The organism is Kitasatospora sp. NPDC127067, from assembly GCF_042724755.1.
Lineage (GTDB): Bacteria > Actinomycetota > Actinomycetes > Streptomycetales > Streptomycetaceae > Kitasatospora > Kitasatospora lactacystinica.
Map to the genome: position 1 here is coordinate 35,538 of NZ_JBHXEM010000058.1, position 17,019 is coordinate 52,556.

At 70.9% G+C, this 17,019-nt stretch carries 13 protein-coding genes; 7 read left to right on the plus strand and 6 right to left on the minus strand.

Features of this window, described 5'->3' with window-relative positions:
* Window positions 1-157: 157 nt before the first annotated feature.
* Window positions 158-2,689 carry a hypothetical protein gene (locus ACFWJ4_RS23050; RefSeq protein ID WP_380546551.1) on the plus strand — a complete coding sequence of 844 codons (2,532 nt, stop codon included), beginning with the start codon at window positions 158-160 and terminating at the stop codon, window positions 2,687-2,689.
* Window positions 2,690-3,121: 432 nt separating this feature from the next.
* Here ACFWJ4_RS23050 and ACFWJ4_RS23055 read toward each other — a convergent pair whose 3' ends face one another.
* A complete protein-coding gene (locus ACFWJ4_RS23055; protein ID WP_380546553.1) occupies window positions 3,122-3,844 on the minus strand; it encodes a hypothetical protein in 723 nt (240 codons plus the stop codon).
* Window positions 3,845-4,177: 333 nt separating this feature from the next.
* Between ACFWJ4_RS23055 and ACFWJ4_RS23060 the strand changes: the two genes are divergently transcribed.
* The 4 genes from ACFWJ4_RS23060 to ACFWJ4_RS23075 all read left to right on the plus strand — a co-directional run bounded on the left by ACFWJ4_RS23060 (window position 4,178) and on the right by ACFWJ4_RS23075 (window position 8,268).
* A complete protein-coding gene (locus tag ACFWJ4_RS23060; protein WP_380546555.1) occupies window positions 4,178-6,004 on the plus strand; it encodes a hypothetical protein in 1,827 nt (608 codons plus the stop codon).
* Between the two features lie 684 nt (window positions 6,005-6,688).
* Window positions 6,689-7,162 carry a hypothetical protein gene (locus ACFWJ4_RS23065; RefSeq protein ID WP_380546557.1) on the plus strand — a complete coding sequence of 158 codons (474 nt, stop codon included), beginning with the start codon at window positions 6,689-6,691 and terminating at the stop codon, window positions 7,160-7,162.
* Window positions 7,163-7,252: 90 nt separating this feature from the next.
* Window positions 7,253-7,618, plus strand: a complete 366-nt coding sequence (locus tag ACFWJ4_RS23070) for a hypothetical protein (RefSeq protein WP_380546559.1) — start codon at window positions 7,253-7,255, stop codon at window positions 7,616-7,618.
* Window positions 7,619-8,040: 422 nt separating this feature from the next.
* Window positions 8,041-8,268: a hypothetical protein gene (locus ACFWJ4_RS23075; RefSeq protein ID WP_380546561.1), complete on the plus strand. Its 228-nt coding sequence runs from the start codon at window positions 8,041-8,043 to the stop codon at window positions 8,266-8,268.
* A gap of 427 nt (window positions 8,269-8,695) precedes the next feature.
* On the opposite strand, the gene ACFWJ4_RS23080 is transcribed toward ACFWJ4_RS23075, so the two are convergent.
* A complete protein-coding gene (locus tag ACFWJ4_RS23080; RefSeq protein ID WP_380546563.1) occupies window positions 8,696-9,508 on the minus strand; it encodes an isocitrate lyase/phosphoenolpyruvate mutase family protein in 813 nt (270 codons plus the stop codon).
* 425 nt (window positions 9,509-9,933) lie between these two features.
* Here ACFWJ4_RS23080 and ACFWJ4_RS23085 point away from each other — a divergent pair, with 425 nt between their 5' ends.
* Both ACFWJ4_RS23085 and ACFWJ4_RS23090 read left to right on the plus strand, forming a co-directional pair.
* Complete coding sequence (locus ACFWJ4_RS23085; RefSeq protein ID WP_380546565.1) at window positions 9,934-10,983, plus strand: hypothetical protein; 1,050 nt, start codon at window positions 9,934-9,936, stop codon at window positions 10,981-10,983.
* Between the two features lie 641 nt (window positions 10,984-11,624).
* Window positions 11,625-12,281 (plus strand): hypothetical protein, encoded by a 657-nt coding sequence (locus ACFWJ4_RS23090; RefSeq protein WP_380347670.1) that lies wholly within the window; start codon window positions 11,625-11,627, stop codon window positions 12,279-12,281.
* 373 nt (window positions 12,282-12,654) lie between these two features.
* Here the strand turns inward: ACFWJ4_RS23090 and ACFWJ4_RS23095 are convergent, their stop codons facing one another.
* The 4 genes from ACFWJ4_RS23095 to ACFWJ4_RS23110 all read right to left on the minus strand — a co-directional run.
* Entirely contained in the window at window positions 12,655-13,059 is a 405-nt protein-coding gene (locus tag ACFWJ4_RS23095; protein WP_331768794.1) for a DUF6009 family protein, read from the minus strand.
* A complete protein-coding gene (locus ACFWJ4_RS23100) occupies window positions 13,056-14,666 on the minus strand; it encodes a phage/plasmid primase, P4 family (protein WP_380546566.1) in 1,611 nt (536 codons plus the stop codon). The genes ACFWJ4_RS23095 and ACFWJ4_RS23100 overlap by 4 nt, the downstream gene beginning before the upstream one ends.
* Window positions 14,663-15,766 carry a bifunctional DNA primase/polymerase gene (locus ACFWJ4_RS23105; RefSeq protein ID WP_380546568.1) on the minus strand — a complete coding sequence of 368 codons (1,104 nt, stop codon included), beginning with the start codon at window positions 15,764-15,766 and terminating at the stop codon, window positions 14,663-14,665. Before ACFWJ4_RS23105 ends, ACFWJ4_RS23100 begins: the two co-directional genes overlap by 4 nt.
* A gap of 1,008 nt (window positions 15,767-16,774) precedes the next feature.
* The coding region (locus ACFWJ4_RS23110) for an ATP-binding protein (RefSeq protein WP_380546570.1) at window positions 16,775-17,019 on the minus strand (245 nt) is incomplete at its 5' end.

The following is a 17,019-nucleotide window of genomic DNA, read 5'->3' on the forward strand; positions in this document are numbered from 1 at the left end:
ACATGAGTCTTTTGTGTTCTCCGCGTTGGCTGCGGAATTCGCCCTGCGTGGAATTCCACAGTCAGCCGAGGTCATCTGCCTCCAACCGGTCCTCGGCACCATCGAGGAGCCGCAGGAAGCCCCTCGTGCACAGGCGCCGGCCTGACAGCATGTCGGCGTGACTGAAGAGGTGCACAACCACAACGAGGGATCGCCTCGGAACTTGATCCAGGCGAGGAACATCGGCGCCGTCTATCTCGGCTCTGCCCCCGCTCCCCGAGGCGAAGGGCCAGCCCTCACCGGCGCAGAGGAAGTCGCCCTGGACGGGCTGGCCCGCGAGGTCCTGGAGCAATGGCGTGACGAGGCCAACGTCCGCGGTCTGCGGGAGCGGGTTCCGATGCTGGTTCCGTGGGAGTTGGAGCAACCTCACGGGAGCGACTCGCGCAGGGGGCTGCCCGAGCAGCTCGGGTTCGAGGACGTGGTCTCTCGGCTCCGGGCGCTCGCACCGCACCAGTTGGTGGTCACCGGGCCTGGCGGGGCAGGGAAGTCTTCCCTGGTCGTCCTGATCGTGGTCGAGCTGCTGGAAGCCAGAGCCAGGGTCCCCGGCTCGCGGGAGAGCGTCCCGGTGATCCTGTCGATGTCCGACTGGGAGCCGGGGATCAGCATCCAGGACTGGGTCATCAGGCGTATCGGCGAGGACTACGGGGATCTCGTGGCAGGTCTGGATCGGCCCACCGTCGAGTCCCTGGTGCGGAGTCGGCGGATCGTTCCCGTGCTCGACGGCTTCGACGAACTGCTGCCGCTGGCTCGCACGAACGCGGTGGACGCACTGAAGCGCGCGCTCGGCACCAAGGACCCCCTGGTCCTGACGTCCCGGCCGGAGGCGTACCGGCATGCCGTGGATTCCTCGCCGGTGCTGCGCGGTGTGCCCGTTCTGCGTGCCCGTCCCGTCCCGCCGCAGGCCGGCAGGGCCTACCTCGCCCAGATGTGCCATCAGGACCGTCTCGGCCCCTGGCAGGCTCTCTTCGACGCCATGGAGGGCGACCCCGAGGGCCCGGTCGCCGTCGCTCTGTCCTCTCCGCTGATGCTCTGGCTCGCGGCGACGGTGTACGCACCGAAGGAGTCCGATCCTCGGGAGCTGCTCGATGCGACGCTGCTGCCCACGCAGGCGGACATCGAGGGCCATCTCCTGGACGGGCTGATCCCGGCCGTCTGCGCGCAGGGGCCGCGACCGTCCTACCTCCCCGGGCCGGTGCGCCGTTGGAGGCCCGACCGCGCACCCGCGTACTTCCGCTTCCTGGCCGATGACCTCCACCGCCGGCGCACTCAGGACATCGCGTGGTGGCAGCTGCGGAGCCTGCTGACCGAGCCGGGCGTCTGGGGCGCCGTCGTCCTCATCGTCGTGGGCGTCTGCGGCACTGCGGCCGGCTACGCGATCGCGGGACTGGCCGCCCTCCTGGGGGCCGCTCCCCCGCGGCCCGGGCTCGGGATCCCGGGGGTGGGCCAGGCGCTCGGGGCCGTCGCCGCGGTCGCCATCATCGCCACGGCGTTCGGACGGGTCATCACCAGGCACTTGTTCAGCGGCTTCGACAACCGCCCACGAAGGCCGGCGGCGGGAATCGGCGGCCGGGTGCTCCTGGCCGCGTCGGCCGCTGCCTCGACAGCCGTCGGTGTGGCCCTGCCCGGCACCACATCGGCAAGCCTGTGCGTCTTCCTGCTTCCCCTCCTCTCCGGTGTGCTCCTGACGCGGTCGACCGAGTTCGACATGGCGGCCAGGCCGAAGCAGTTGCTGCGCGACGAGCGCAGGATCGCCCTGGTCGAATCCGCACTGGTCGCGCCGGCCGTCGCAGGCACCTCAGTGGCGTTCTTCCACTGGCTCGACGGCGATCCGCTGCTCATCGGTGGCGGCCTCGTCATCAGCTGGTCGTGCTCGGCCGCGGTGCTGATGGCCCTCAGCCGATGGGGCCGCTGGACCGCCACGTGCCTCGTCCTGGCGGGTGGGCGACGTCTGCCACGGGACCTGCTGGGCTTCCTTGAGGACGGCCGTCGGTTGGGCGTGCTGCGGCGAGTCGGCGGGGTCTACCAGTTCCGGCACGCCGAGTTGCTCTCGCGGCTCACCAACGGGGCGCCGGACCGTGCGCCCGCCGGTTCCGCAGGACCGCGCGAGGTGGTGCTCAGGAGCAGCGTGCGGAGCCTCGGGGCTCTGCGGGCGTTGGCGTTCGATCTGTTGACGCCGGTCGTCGTGTTCCTCCTGGTGGTCTCCCCGATGTCCTCGGGATCGGGCTTCCGTGACGACTGGTATCGGACCTGGCTGCTGCTGGTGCGCCAAGGGCCTGTACTGCTCGGCGCGCTCTGCGTCCTGGTCCTGGGGGCACTGGCCCTGCGGGCTGTCGCGACGCGACTGCGCATCGACGGCACGGGCGTGGAGCTCGACGGTGGCCGCAAGCTGCGGCTGCGGTGGGAGGACGTGGCGGAGGTACGGGTGCTCAGGATCCGGGCCCACAGGAACAGGGAGTCCGGCTCCTTCGGTCTGATCAGCTCGTACTACCTCGTGATGAGGCCGATGCCGGGACGGGAGTCGCCGCGGTTCCGTACCACCTCGGACGGCTGGGTCCGGGTGTGGGAGCTGGGCCCCACCGAGGTGGTGCCGCTCGATCTGGAGGTCGCGCTGAGCCGGTTCGCCGGCGACCGATGGCGCCGTGACGTCTGAGGTCCGGGGCCTGTAGCCCGGGCCAGGAGTGCATCGGCCCGCCCCGGTGGACGCCCCGCGGAACCGGCTGCGACGGAAGCTCCCGCGTCTCGACCCTGAGCATCCGCACAGTGCTCCGCGGCTGCTCGGATCGCCTTGCCCCGCTGCCCTTCGGATGCCTCAGGATTTTCCGCGGAAAATTCCAAGGCATCCGGAAGGCCCCGGGCAGAGCCGGGGTGCCCGGGTCCCGGTTGAGGCGTCCGTGCGGATGGAGGCCGGACACGTCACTGTCGTGGCAGCACTGGGCGCGAGGAATTTTCCGCGGAAAATCGTGCCCGCCTGCCGTGAGCTGCCCGGCAGGGCGACTGTTCGGCACGGCTCTCGCTGCTGTTGCCGCCTGCCCCTGTCGTTCTGCCGGCGCCGGTGAGGACCCGGCGCTCGGACGGCCGATCGCTACGGGGCGGGGCACTCGGCGGACGTGTACTCGTCCGCGATGTTGAACACGCTGGCACAGCGTGGGCATTCGGCACGGCCGAACAGATACCGGATCCCGGCGGCGAGTTCCTCCTGCCCGTCCCGGACGGCAGTGTCGTGCATCCAGCGGCCGGTCCCCGAGAGTTCCTCACCTGCCGCCGGCCGCAGGTCGCGTCGCTCCACGTCGCCCAGGTTCCAGTCCCGGATCGCCGCGTAGCGCCCGTAGTCGCCGATGGCGATCGTCACCTCCGCACCGCAGTGGGGGCAGGCCAGGTGGTAGAAGTCGTCGGTGAAGTCCCCTAGGGCGGCGCTCCAGTGGTACTGCGCGTTGACCGCCAGCAGGTCGAGGAACGCCGCGAGGTAGTCGTCCGGCCGCGACGTCAGGTACCGGTCCAGCAGCACGCGGAACTCGGCGATCGTCCCGGCGCAGTCGGCGAACAGATCGTCGCAGCCGTGGTGCCCTGCCGCGCGCCGAACGATCGTGCCGGCCAGTGCGCGCGCCCGCTGATCGCTCGACGCGAGCCGCACGAGGCGGGGAAGCGCTGCGAAGCTCGCGGGGAAGACGAGGTCGTCCTCCAGGCACAGCCGGTACCCGAGCTCCGTCCACGCCTCGGCACCGCCTTCGCGCTCCGCACGGTCCAGAAGCTCGGGAACGCGATCGACGTTCCCCCGGCAGTCATACATCCCTGTCCAGTTCACCACCCGGGCATTCAACCGTCTGGAGGCTCCCGAGATGAATCCCCCGGGTGCCGGCTGGCTCTCCTGATGGCCGGTCGGCGGGCCGACCGATGACGGGGACGGACGACCTCGGCCGAAGGAGGGCCGCAGAATTTTCCGCGGAAAATCGGTGAGGCGGCGAAACCGACGGCCCCTCGGCGCAGGGAGTGGAATCGCGTCGAGCCGATCCGGGCCGCACTCGCCGGGCCCTCGCCGGGCCCTCGTCGGGCCCTCGTCGCGGCCGGAATCACGGCCGGAATCACGGCCGGATTCGCGGTCTGCGGGCACTGTCCGTGCCCGTCCTTAGAGTGTGCCGATGTGAGATCACCTGAAGAGCTGCACATGATCGACTGGCCGTCGCTGGGACACGCCTTCGGCGACGGCAGCGACGTCCCCGGCTGGATACGCGCCCTGTACTCCGACGACCGGCACCAGGCGGACAAGGCGCTGTCCGCGTTCTTCGGCCGGGCACTGCACCAGGGGTCGGTGTCACCGGCCGCGGTGGAGGCCGTTCCCTTCCTCGCCCACGCAGCGACGCACAGCCGCCACGAACGGGCGGACCTGCTCGCCGCCCTGGCCGGGTGCGGCGGCACCGAGGCCGAGCCGGAGTACGACGACGAGGTACAGGGGTGTGCCCGGATCGCGGCCGAGGTGGCCGGGCTACTGCATCTTCTGCGCGACGACGACCCGGTGGTGCGCCGCAACATGGTGCGCGTCGCCCGCCGTGCCACCGGCGACACCGTCCCCGTTGTCCTGCGCGAGCTGACCGCCTGCTACACCTCCGACCCTGCCGCCGCTGTCCGCGCCGAGGCACTCACCGTCCTGACGCTGCTCGACCCGGACGGCGATGCCGCCCGCCGCCGCCTCCGATCGGCCCTGACGGACCCTGTGTCGGCCGTCCGCGCCGCCGGCGCTCTGGCCCTGCTGGAACGTTCAGAGGCGCCCTACCCGGCCGACGTGGTCGCCGTCCTGGCCGAGGCCGGGGGCGACCCCGGCTTCGACTTCAGTGCCGGTGAGTTCGTCCCGGGGATCGGCAACACCGACGAACGCACCTGGATCCTGACCGAGGACGCGGACGCTCTGGCGGCAGTGGCCCGCGGCTGGATCACCCACGGGGACCACCAGGGCCGCGGCACGCGCCGAGCCCGACACCTGTCGGCGATGTGGCGCGACCGCGAGGACGAGACCGTCAGTCTGCTCACCGAAGCCCTCCGCCACGAGCACGACCTCTGGGACCTCGGCGGCCTGCTCGACGTGATCTCCCAGTGCCTGTTCGGGGCTTCCCGCCCCGACCCGGCGCTCGCCGACAACCTCCTCCCCCACGTCCACGCCGACACCCTCGCCGGCCGCCGCGCCCAGACGATCCTCGGTCAGCTCGGCGATCCGCGGCTCCTCACCCACGTTCCCGAACCGGCGCCGGAGGCACTGGCCGCATTCGCTCTCCGTACCCGCGACCCCGAGCACCAGCGCCTCGCCCTGCGGCACCGGGACGCCACCCACCTGGACAGCCTCTACGACGCTCTCTCCGTCGAGGAGGTCCGCACCCATCTGCCCGACCTCACGCGCCTGCTGCGCGACCGCCCTACCCAGACCCTCGTTCGCCGCTTCGGGGACTGGGCGATCCGGGACGCCGGGCTCCTCGGCCCTCTGGAAGCCCTCGCCCGCGCAACCGATGACGAGCTCGCGGCCGCGGCAGCCGTCACCACCGCCCTCCTCACCGACGAGCCGGGTGCCGTCCTGCGCCTGCTGGCACACCAGCTCGCCGAGGACAGTCGGCGGCTGGAGGAGGCAGGGCGCCTGGGCGATGCGGCCACTCCCCTGCTGCCGCTGATCGAGTGCTACCTCGACGACGGCTACGACTGGACCCGACTGCACGCCGCCGAGGCCCACTGGCGGATCACCGGCGATCCGTCCGTCGCGCTCCCGGTTCTGACCTCGCTGCTGGATCCGTCCCGCCCCGTGGGTGTGCGGGCCCTCCAGGCAGTCCACCGGATCGGGCCTCCCTATCCGTCCGACCTGCAGCCGCAGCTGCTGCACTGGGCGACCAGCGAACGCCGACTGCTGCGCGAGTACGGCACCTGCTACCCGGCCCGGCGGCACCGTGACGACCAGCTGCGCGAGACGGCGCGCCGGATGCTCGGCTGACACCGCCGGGGGAGTGGGGCCAGGTCCCGGAGTTGAGCACGGGTACTCGCTCCCGCGACCACACACCCGTGACATCCGAGGGGACGTCGGCGCGCCTGGCCCACCTCTCCGTACCGGCTCAGGTCCGCCGAGGGTGACCCGCGATCCGCGCGCCGAATTTTCCGCGGAAAATTCGGCGCCCCGGAAGCCCTCGCCCCAGGGAGGGTTCGAGGGTGATGCAGGATTTTCCGCGGAAAATCGGAATCCTCCACCAGTCCCCGATGACCAGGCCGACCGGGGCAGCGGTGCAGCGGGTCCGCTGCCTCCCGGCCGTTCCGCCGGTCCCGGATGGATCCGCCGGTCCAGGGGCACCGAGCGGTCGCGCAGTCCCGGGGTTCGGGCCGACGAGGTGTACCGGGGAGGCATGACCGGTCGCCACCGGACGGTAGAGCCGGGAAGCGCACGACTCACCGAAGCACCGCTGACTCCCACGGTCGGACGCCGGTGAACGGGGAGCTGGCCCGGCCGATCGGTTCGACAGTCCGGCGCTGACGGTGCGCATTCTGCGGCTGGGAATTTTCCGCGGAAAATCGTCCGGCTGCATCCGCGGAGCGACACCGCCGGCCGAGGAGCGGATCCGGGGTCCTCCTCCTCCCGACTGCCCAACCCTTCCCGAGTCGGCTTCCCGCGGCGATCATGGTCGGCATGAACAGTGGGCTCGGCAAGGACCGCACCTCGGACAGCAGCATCTCCCCGGCGAGCTGGATCGAAGAAGTGCGCCTTCGGACCGTGGACCCGGACGGCTCCCTCCGACCTGTCGTCCTTCGCATCGGTCCGTCTTCCAGCGCACTCATCGCGCTCCTCGACGACGGTGTTCTCACCGAGATCAGCGGAACCGACTACCTCGACTGCCTCGCCCAGGCCCGGCGGCAGCTGGAGCGCGACGGCCGCCTGCTCTGCTGCCAGGGCTCCCGTCCTGACGTTCATCCGTCGGGACAGTTGCGCCAGTTCAGTAACGGACGGCAGGCGTACGTCCGCTTTCCGGACCTTCAAGGCGAGGCCCCTGAGATCGTCGACATCTTCGCCCCGGCCGAGCCCGGAGACGTCGTCGGTCTTGAGGACCAGCGAGCCGCCATCGTCCGAGCCTGGAATGCACGGCACCCGGGGCATCAGATCTGACCGTCAACCAGTCATGCATGGCAGCACCCGCGTGTCGTACGAGCGAAATTCGGTGGAGGACCGCGACTGGGTCGGGCCATGATCCATGCCATGGAGACGATCGTGGATCTCGACGAGGCGGCTGCGGAGGTGGCTGCGCGGACGCCCGGTTGGCGGGCCGCTGGTCTGGTGGTGGGCGAGATGACGTGGCGCGACGGGACGGCGCCGTGGCCGCAGCGCCTTGAGACGGACAGGACGCGGGTGGCCGATCCCGACTCGGTGGGGGTTGTTGTCTCCGGTCCCGAGGAGACCCAGCTGTCGGTGGTGCTGTTCCGAGGCGGCTGGGCCGACGTCGACTATCTCGCCGGCATGGACGACGCCGGGACGTTTCCGGCTTCGGGGATCGATTCGGCGGTGGCGTTCGGCATCCGGCTCGACGAATGGGTGGTCCGCGTGTTCGGTGAACGGGACGTGTGACGGAACGCCTTCCTCGGTGCCGCGGGTGGCAGCCGGGGAAGGCCCTGCTGTTGTCAGGAGAAAGTCGCGCCGAGGCCTGACGGGCAGACCATCACGCGAACCACTCAGCGGGCTGTCGCCCTCCTTCGCTCCCCTTCCGGAGTGAAGGTGACGGAACCGGGTTCGGCCCGTGGGGTACCGCAGACCGAACGCACGCGGGCCCCACAGTTCTACGCCGCGCACGCCCGAGTCGAGCACCGCCGGGACGGACCGCGGGCCAGACGCGGGCGTCCTTGCGTGCACCGACGACGCCGTCTCTCCGGGGGCCGTGGAATTTTCCGCGGAAAATCGTCCGCCCTCGGCCTCGGAGCAGCGCCTGCAACCGGTGGGGGAGAGGTGACGGAGTCGGCACGATCGGCCCCGGCTTCCACTTCGACGCCTTCATGCGCGACTTCATCGCCCGGGGAGCCGGCCTGCCCGTGGCCGATGCGGTGGCCCACTGGCATGCCACGCGCCCGGAGACGCTCCGGCCCCGCGAGATCGGGGAGCAGTTCGAGTTCAACCGCTTCACCAGCGCCTGGCACCGTACGAACCCGACCGGTACCCGCGCCCAGGCCCGCGAGGCCTGGTACGCCCACCGCGCACTCCCCAAAACCACCACTGCCGGCTGACGGCACTCACTCGCGGGGAGAGCCGAGGGAGCAGGGCATCGATCCGGTGCACGGCCCTCGCCGCGCGCGGGCGCCCAGCGGGCAGGAGCGCGGCGGCCCGAGGAACCCCCGGCCTGTACGGCACGACTTTGCGGTGCGGGTGGTCGAACGGGACGGGGCAGCGACAGAGCTGTGAGTCGTAGCTCCGGCCGATCCGGATGCCGGTGTCCTCGTGGGTGTCCCGGTCTTCGACGGGATCCCGGCCGCTGCCGTCGGGAGCACTGGACCTGATCGTCAGCAGCAGGTCCATGACCGGGAGCGGCAGCACTTCCGCCCTGCCATCGGGACAGGGGGCGGGGTGCGGTCAGTCCGCGGGACCGGGCGCACCGCGTCCGTCGTGCCGGGGGCGGAAGGTTCCGGGCTGCCACGGGCGTGCAGCCGGGGGTGGTCAGCGGGTCGCGGTGAACAGGCTGTTGAGCTCCGGGTAGTCGATGGTCTGCCGGAGGTGGTCGTAGCCGCCGACGCGGTGCAGTTCGAGTGCCGCATGCCGTGCCACAGCGTAGGCGGCCTGCGCCACGCTCGAACCGAGGCTGACACGGGCCACGCCGAGGGCACCCAGCTCGTCCGCCGGCACGGTGCCCGGACCCGCCATGATGTTGAGGGGGACCGTCAGCCCTGCGGCCAGGTCCTTGATGACGCCGGGGTCCGTGACGCCGGGGACGAAGATGCCGTCGGCGCCGGCGTCGATGTAGGAGCGCGCCCGTTCCAGCGTGTCCTGCAGCCGGGTGGCGGGGTCGCCCAGTCCGAGCAGGTAGGTGTCGATGCGGGCGTTGACGAACAGGTCGACGTCCGCCCTCTGCGCTGCACCGCGGGCGGCCGCGAGCCGGTCGACGAGCGTGCCGGGGGAGCGGGTGCCGTCCTCGATGTTGATGCCCACCACGCCGGCTTCCAGTACCCGTGTGACGGTCTCCGCGACCTCGGCGGGGTTCTGTCCGTAGCCGCCTTCGATGTCGGCGGTCACCGGGACGGTGACCGCCGACGCGATGCGGGCGATGGCGTCCAGCACGGGGCCCCGGGGGACGCGGTCCCCGTCCGGGGCGCCGAGCGACCAGGCCACCCCGGCGCTGGTGGTGGCGATCGCGGTCGCCCCCGCGGCTTCGATGACGCGGGCGCTGGCGACGTCCCAGGCGTTCGCCAGTGCGAGTGGGCGAGCGGGCGTGTGGAGGGATCGGAAGAGCGAGGACTTGCTTGCGTTGGACATGCCCCTCAGAGAACCAGCAGGTGGAACCGTTGTCCGGCGGGAAACCGACACGAACGTGCGCGAGCCCGGGCCGCCTCCGACGGCCAGCATCGACCCGGACACCAAGACGGAGAACCCATGAGCCCTCACCTACCCACCGACGAGCCGGTCCGCGCCGCGATGGAAACCGAACTCGGGGGGTGATCAGGCTCACCGAACGCCGCCTCCGCGACGCGGGTATCGGACAGAACTGAAGGCCTCGCAGGACGTCGAAGGAGCCACCTGGTGCTCCGGCCTGGTGCGTTCGTCGGCCCGGGGGCGCCGACCACCTGTCATCAACGCGGAGACGAAGCGCCCCTGGAAGCCCTGGAGCCGCTCCGAAATCGGTTGGATCCTCTGCCGCGGGCGAGGCACAATCCGGGTGGGCCGCAGCGGGGGGAGCTTGTTTGGACGTGTTCGCGTGTGCTGGCTGCGGCACCGGGCTGACGGCACCGGTGTCCCGGGTGGCGCTCCCCGTCCACACCGACCACGGTGCCTGGGAGGAGCTTCATCCTCCGCTGATGGAGCCGGGGACGTACGCCGTCCACCCCCGGCCCACCGGGCCGCCCTGGCGGTTGTGGCAGGACGTCGGAGAGGAAGCGGCTGCCCGGCAGGGGGTGTACGCCCCGGTGTACTCCATCTCCTTCGGCGCGCGGGGCAGGATCGTCATCGCGCCCGGTGACTCCCGGTCGATGATTCTGATCCTGGAGAAGTGCGACGGCTACTGCCTGGGCGTGGACGGCCGGGCCGGGCCGAATCTGGCCTGTGCGGGGTGCGGACGGGCGGTGGCGACCCGGATCGACGACTGCGGCTCGTGGCAGAGCGTGTGGCTGGAGCCCGACACGGTCGTCCGCCGTCCCTCGGGGCTCCCGGACGGCCCGCTTCCCGGTTGGGCAGACCTGGAGCGAGCCGAGCACCGCGTCCCGCCCGTCGAACCCGACGGGTCGTGGAGCCGCCGCTGGGAGGCCGCAATCGGCGTAGCGCTGGCCCACCTGGTGGCGGCCACCGAGAACCACCCGGTGATCCTCCCCGCCGGCCCCGTCGCCGAGTTGCTCGGCCACGCCGTGGCCCGCTACCTCCCATCCGGGCCCGCCCCCCGCTCGGTGGGACTGGCCGGTCCGGGCATCCCCGAGCCCCGGCTCCGCCCCGATGTCCTCCTCGTCCCCCGCCACCCCGGCACGGGCGAGCCGTGGCGCCCACCCGACCGCGAGGCCACGGTAGTGCCGCTGGACAGCGGAGTCTGGGCGTACCTCGCCGGCCCCGGGGAGGAAACCTCACCGACACCCGCCACCGGGGTACTCCCGGAGGGAGTCCTGCGCGACGACTACCCACTGCCATCGCGCCCCTGGTACCCCCTGAAACCCCATGACGACGCGTTTATGCACACGCTGGTCCGGCTGCCCACGATCCGTAGCCCCCGGCTGCGCCGGTATCACCACGCCGCGTACCAGTCGTGAGCGCCCGTGAGGCGATGTGGGGGGGCCGCTCGGGACCATCCCAGCGCCCCTGACCGTCCCTTCGCGGTTGCGGGTGCGAGCTCGGTGTTCGGGTCAAGGAGTCGTTGTCGACTGGCTGTCGGCCTGCGGAAGGAGCTGAAGCACGCTGGTCCAGGGGGAGTTGCCGGGAGCAACCAAGCAGATCACTCACCGCAACCGACCACAGAAGTCGGCCAGAAGTTGGACCAGAACCCGAGTCGTGAAGTCAGTTCGTCACGAGAACGGGAGGCACCTGCTGGTCCCCGGCAACGGCGCGGGAGTCGCTGCCTCCTGCGCCCGCAGCCAGCGCTTTTGCCCCACGCCCCAAGCGAGCAGTGGTCGGTGTCAGCGGACGTCTGAACGTGGCTCTGGCAGGATTTTCGTAGCCGGAGATCATTTCCTGCCGGTGATGGGCAGCCTCTGACGGTGTTCCGTTGAACTGCTTCCGCTGTTGCCGCGCTTGGCCGATGTGTCGGTGGTCTCGGTCGATGCGTCCGGTCCCGTCGTGATGGTCCGGGCCCCGAAAGGGCTCAGTTCCCGTGCTGATTCACGCTCGCCGGATGCGAAGCGGCCCGGCGTAATCGGGAGGCATCACGGGCAGGTGATGCGGCACACTTCGCCGGGTGATCGTGATACAGCCCGTCCTAGAGACCCGCGTCCCTGACGGCTTCGACCTCTGGCCCGTCGCCGAGGTCGGGCCAGGCGCCTTCCTGCCCCTCAGCGGCGGGCTCTTGCCCGCCGAAGTCGGGACGGCCGTGATGCGCATCGCCGGCTGCAACGACATCGACCCCGAGGACGGAACCGACAACGACCGCCCGCCCCGGCCTGCCGATCCACTTGGTTCTTTCCTCCACGGACTGCTGACCTTCGACACCCTTTTCGCAGCCGGCGGCCTGCGGGTCACCGACGACTCCACCGGCACCACGTTCCTGCCGGGCTGCTGCGACGGCCTGGAGGACTGGCGTACCTGGCACCAACTCGTCGACAAGGACGGCGTGCTCTGGTTCGGCCACGACCCCGTGTCACCGGTCGCGGAGCGCTTCGGCGACACCGTCCGGCTCACGGTCGACGCCGAGCAGAGCGACAGCCCCGTGATCGAACTGTCCGTCACCGAACTCCGCCGCCTGCTCGCCGATGCCGAACGCGACCTGGCCGGCTTCCTCACGCTGGCCACCGACTGGACCCACCGGCACCTACCGCCCGGCCACCGGGCTCCCGTCACCGCAGCCCTCGCCCGGGTCCTCGACCTGCCCGGGCCTGTCGTACCGCCGGAGCAGTAGAACCGCCGGCCGTTGCGTCGGCCATCGAGGATCGGGGCGCCGGTACGGTCGTCATACGTGCCGTGATGAGGATGTTTGCGGCTCTGGCAAGATTTTTCGTAGGCGGAGATCATCCCGGGTCGATGGCAGGTCGGCCCGTGTGCCGACGGCGTAGGCGGGCGATCAGTACGACTCGGTGACGCAGGAGCGGGACACCGGCACGGCCTCCCATAAACCGAACTGCGGCCTCTCGCCGCGGGGAGCGGCTTCCCAGCACCTGCCCTCGTGGGCCGGCCGCCGAGTCCGATCCGCCGAGTTCCGCTTCGGTACATGGCAGAGGGGCGGCTCTGAATCGAGCCGCCCCTCTCCCGCCCCCGCGTCGCCGGGCCGGCCGTCAGGCCTTCGGAAGCGTTATCCCCAGTTCGAGCATGGCGGGGGAGGCCGGGCCGCCCTCGGAGCGCTCGGTCTTGTAGCCCTTGACGCCCGGGGCGACGGTGCGCGGGTCCACGGCCTCGGAGGGGGCGCCGGTGGTGTAGAGGCCCTCGGGGTCCTGGTCGCGGTCGTGCGGCAGGAGCCAGAAGACGCGGCGGCGGAAGGTGCCGGAGGCCCGCGAGGACTTGGCGTCGGGGCCGAGGATCGCGTAGCCGACCATGCGGCCGTCGCGGTGGTAGGCCGGGCGGCCGCGGCGGGTGGTGAGGCGGTCCAGCGACTGACGGACGTAGTCGAGGTCGGAGGTGTCCTCCAGCCAGACGAGGTCGGTTTCGTGGGCGAGCTCGGCCGGGTCGATCAGCGCGCTCACGCGTTGTGCTCCTCTGTGTCGTCGGTGATCAGGCCGATGCCCGGGTAGTACTTGCGGCTGTTGGACAGGACCATCTCCTTGGGAGATGTCATACCCAGTGTCTCTCGAACTCGTGCGGCGAAGGCACGCCCGGATACGGGATTGGCCCCCTCGAAGCCGCACCAACGGGTGTAGGCACCGAAGAGCTGGGACTGTTCGGCACGCATGCCCTCGCCTGTGACGCACGCCTCCTTGAGGAAGCGGCCGACGTGGTCCTCGGTCTCGGCGTAGGCGGTGGTGGCGGTCTGGACGGCCTGGGGGCCGGCGAGGTCCTTCTCCCCGGCGAAGTAGCGGCGGGCGCCCTCGATGAGCCAGGCCAGGATCCCGGGTCCTTCCTCGGCGACGAGGACGTGGGCCAGGTTGTCGATCTTGCGCTCCTCGGGCACGACCCGTTCGAACGGGATCAGGCGCATGCGCCGCCAGAAGGCGAAGCCGCCGGTGCCGACCTCGGGGCGGTGGTTGCCGAGCAGCCAGAGCTTGTGGGTGGGCTCGAAGGAGAAGAAGTCCTGGCGCATCCGGCGGGCCTTGATCTTGTCACCGCCGGTGAGCAGCTTGACCCGGGCCTCGTCGAAGCGGTCGCCGGGCTTGAGCTCGGAGCAGACGATGATGCGGCGGCCGTGGAGCTCGGCGAGGTCGGTGGGGTGGCCGTCGAAGGTCTTGGCCATGAGGAAGCCGGGCGGGGCCGCGTCGGCGTAGTCGCCGAGGAGCTGGATCATGACGTCGAGCAGGACGGACTTGCCGTTCTTGCCCTGGCCGTAGAGGAAGGGCATGACCTGGGCGCCGACGTCGCCGCTGATGGAGTAGCCGAGCAGCAGGTGGAGGAAGTCGCGGGTCTGGCGGCCTTCCTTGTCGTCGCCGAAGGTGTCGGTCAGGAAGCGGTTCCAGCGCGGGGTGGGCATCCGGGCCGGGGCCAGGGTGGTGGAGCGCGAGTGGTGGTGGACCTTCGGGTCCGGCGGGACGATCGCGCCGGTGCGCAGGTCGACGACGCCGCCGGGGGTGCACAGGGCGTACGCGTCGGCGTCGAGGAGGGCCGCGTTGAGCACCATGCCGGGGGCGGACTTGGCCTGGGTGAGCATGGCGTTCATGCCGGAGGTGGACAGGGCCCGGCGGCGGTGCCGGCGCAGGTCGGTGTTGGTGTAGAGGCCGCGTGAGTCGTGGGTGGCGATGCTCTCGGCCATCTCGCCGGCCGCCCACAGGACGGTGTCGTCCTCGTCGAGCTGCCAGCGGTGGGCGGACCACCGGTACCAGCCGAGGCCGGGGACGTGGCGGTAGTCGCTTCCGTAGAGGTGGACGAAGAGCTTGGCGTTGCCGCGGTCGGAGAGCGAGTCGGGCAGCAGGCCGTGGGCGGTCGCCTGCGGGCCTGCCGCGGAGGCCTTTGCGGGCTCCGGCGCCGCCTGCGGAACCACGGGAGCCGCTGTCGTCGGCGCCGGGTCGAGGAGGCTCTCCTGGACGGCGGTGCCGTGCCACGGGGGGTGGGCGGGGCCCGGGACGGGCGGGTAGTCCAGGATCTGTTGCGCCGTGGCCACGGGGTCGAAGACCGTCCTCTTGCGGCGGGTGCTGTCGGTCATCCGCGGACCTTCCCGATGTGGAGGGGCTGCCGGGTGCCGGCTGCCAGGCCGGAACGGATGACGGCGGAGTTGTGCCTGTCCTGGGCGGGACGGGCGGTGCGGGCCGCGTCGAGGAGGAGCTGCTCGGCGACGGCGTGGGTGAGGTGGCCGGCCGAGACCAGGCCTCCCACGGTGTAGGCGGCACGGTTGAGCTTGCCGGTGAAGCCGGCGCCCTCGGGGGTGTTGGCGCAGTCGGTGACGTCCTGGAGCACGGTGTCGAGCACCTTCTCCGCGCCTTTCTTGCCCCCGCCCGCGGCGACGACGGCCTGGCGGGCGCGGTCGGGGACGGCCGGCTGAGGCACGCTCGGTCGGCCGGGCCGGTCCTGGAGGTGTCCGGTGCGGACGAGTTCCTCGGCGAGCCACTCGGGCAGTGGGGCAGGGGTCCTGGCTCCGGGGAGCGGGGTGTAGGTGCCTGCCGCGGTCGCGGTCCCGGGGGCGACGATGTAGCCTCCGTGCGCCCGGACGTCGACCTGCCAGGCCAGGGCGCGGCCCGCGGAGGATCCGGTGGAGCAGGCGAACCGGCGGTCGGCGTGGTCCTGGTACCAGATGTGCAGGCCCCCGGAGGGGGTGCGTACGCGCAGGGTGCCCTCGTCCGTGGTCGGGTCTGGAGCCCTGCGGAGGGCGGCCAGCAGGGCCAGGGTGTGGTAACCGTTCTCCAGCCCGTCGAGGTCGACGTCCTCGTGGATCGGGATCCCGGGCAGGATGCGGTCGCGGGCGGGGACTACGTCGGTGTGGCTGTCGACGTCGATGACCACCAGGCCGGCCGGGCCGCAGGCAACTGCGGTGCCGAAGTCCGGGTTGATCCGCCACCAGGCGGTGAGGACGTCCTGGTCCAGAGTCGCTGCGTGGAAGCCGTGGCACCAGCGGCCTGCGGCGGGGCAGGGGCAGTCGGTGGGGGAGTGGGGGGACTCCTGGCAGGGGCGGCAGTTGGCGGGCGGGGTCTTGCGTCCGGGGGCGAGCGGATGGACGGGCCATCCCTGGGCGGCACACCACCGGGCAACGGCCAGCGCATCCGGCTGGCGGCCCGCTCGGTCGCTCCCCACGGCCATCGGCGCCGTCACGCTGGTCCCTTCCCCTTGTTCGGTAGCTGCTCGGACTTCAGTCGCTCGTTCGGTCGCTGAGGGCAAAAAGCCAGGTCAGGGCACTGGCAGGACCCAGATCAGCGACTGAAGCGACCGAAGTTCAGAAGATAGCTCACACAGACTAGCCGAGCGGGGACGTGCGAACCGTTACTACGGGGGCTTGCGAACAAACTCAGCGACCGAGTCCTGGGGGAGCGACTGAGCCCGTTCAGTCGCTGGTTTGGTCGCTCTGACGTTTTCGCAGGTCAGGAGCGATTCCTACAGCAAACAGCGACTGAAGCGACTGTAGCCCGGGTCTATGACGCACACACGCACACGGGAATGTCTTCATATACCCGAGCTTGGGTCGCTTCGGTCGCTGTTTGAGCAGGTAAATGGCCTCTGACCTGGTGTTTTGTGGAGCGACTGAAGCCCAGCGACCGAAAGCGACTGAGTCTCTCGGGGCGTTCTGCCCGGCGTGTCGGGCGTGTCAGGACCGGCCGAAGGCCAGGGGCGAGTCGCTTGGGTCGCTTCGGTAGCTCCAGCGACCGTTCTCGGGGGATGACCTGTGCAGAGCCGGCCCCGAAGAGGGGCGTCGTCCCAGGTAGAGCAGTGACCCCGGTCGACAGTCGCTTGGGTCGCTGCTCCGGCCTGTACGTCAGGTGCTGAACCAGGCCGGGCTATCGGCTCCCTTCCCTCGCCCCGGGAGTGTCGTTCAATGAACGACATGTCGGCCAGCGACTCAGCGACCCAAGCACCGATTCCCCGCGCCCCTGGCAGGTTCTTCAGCGACCGGACTTGGATGGACAGGGCAATCTCCTGACGTGCCGACCGACGCCGCTCGGCACGAGTGTCCTCAGGACACGTCCAGACCTCGATCGTCAGCGTTCGGCCGGGCAGGCGGCGATCCGCTTCGGATGCGTCTCCACGCCGTGGTGTCGGCGGCGGTTGAACGGTGACCCTTTCTCGTCGGTTGAGTTCTGACCCTCGCGTCTTCTGTTGATCTTGTCAGTCGTTGCTGGTCGGGGTGCGGCCGAGTTCGTTGCGGCCGCGCATGCGGTAGGACTCGCCTTTGAGGGAGTGGACCTCGGCGTGGTGGACGAGTCGGTCGATCATGGCGGCGGCGACGGTCTCGTCGCCGAAGGTCTCTCCCCAGCGGCCGAAGGGCTTGTTCGAGGTGACGATGACGCTGGCCCTTTCGTAGCGGTTCGAGACGAGTTGGAAGAACAGGTTCGCTGCTTCGGATTCGAACG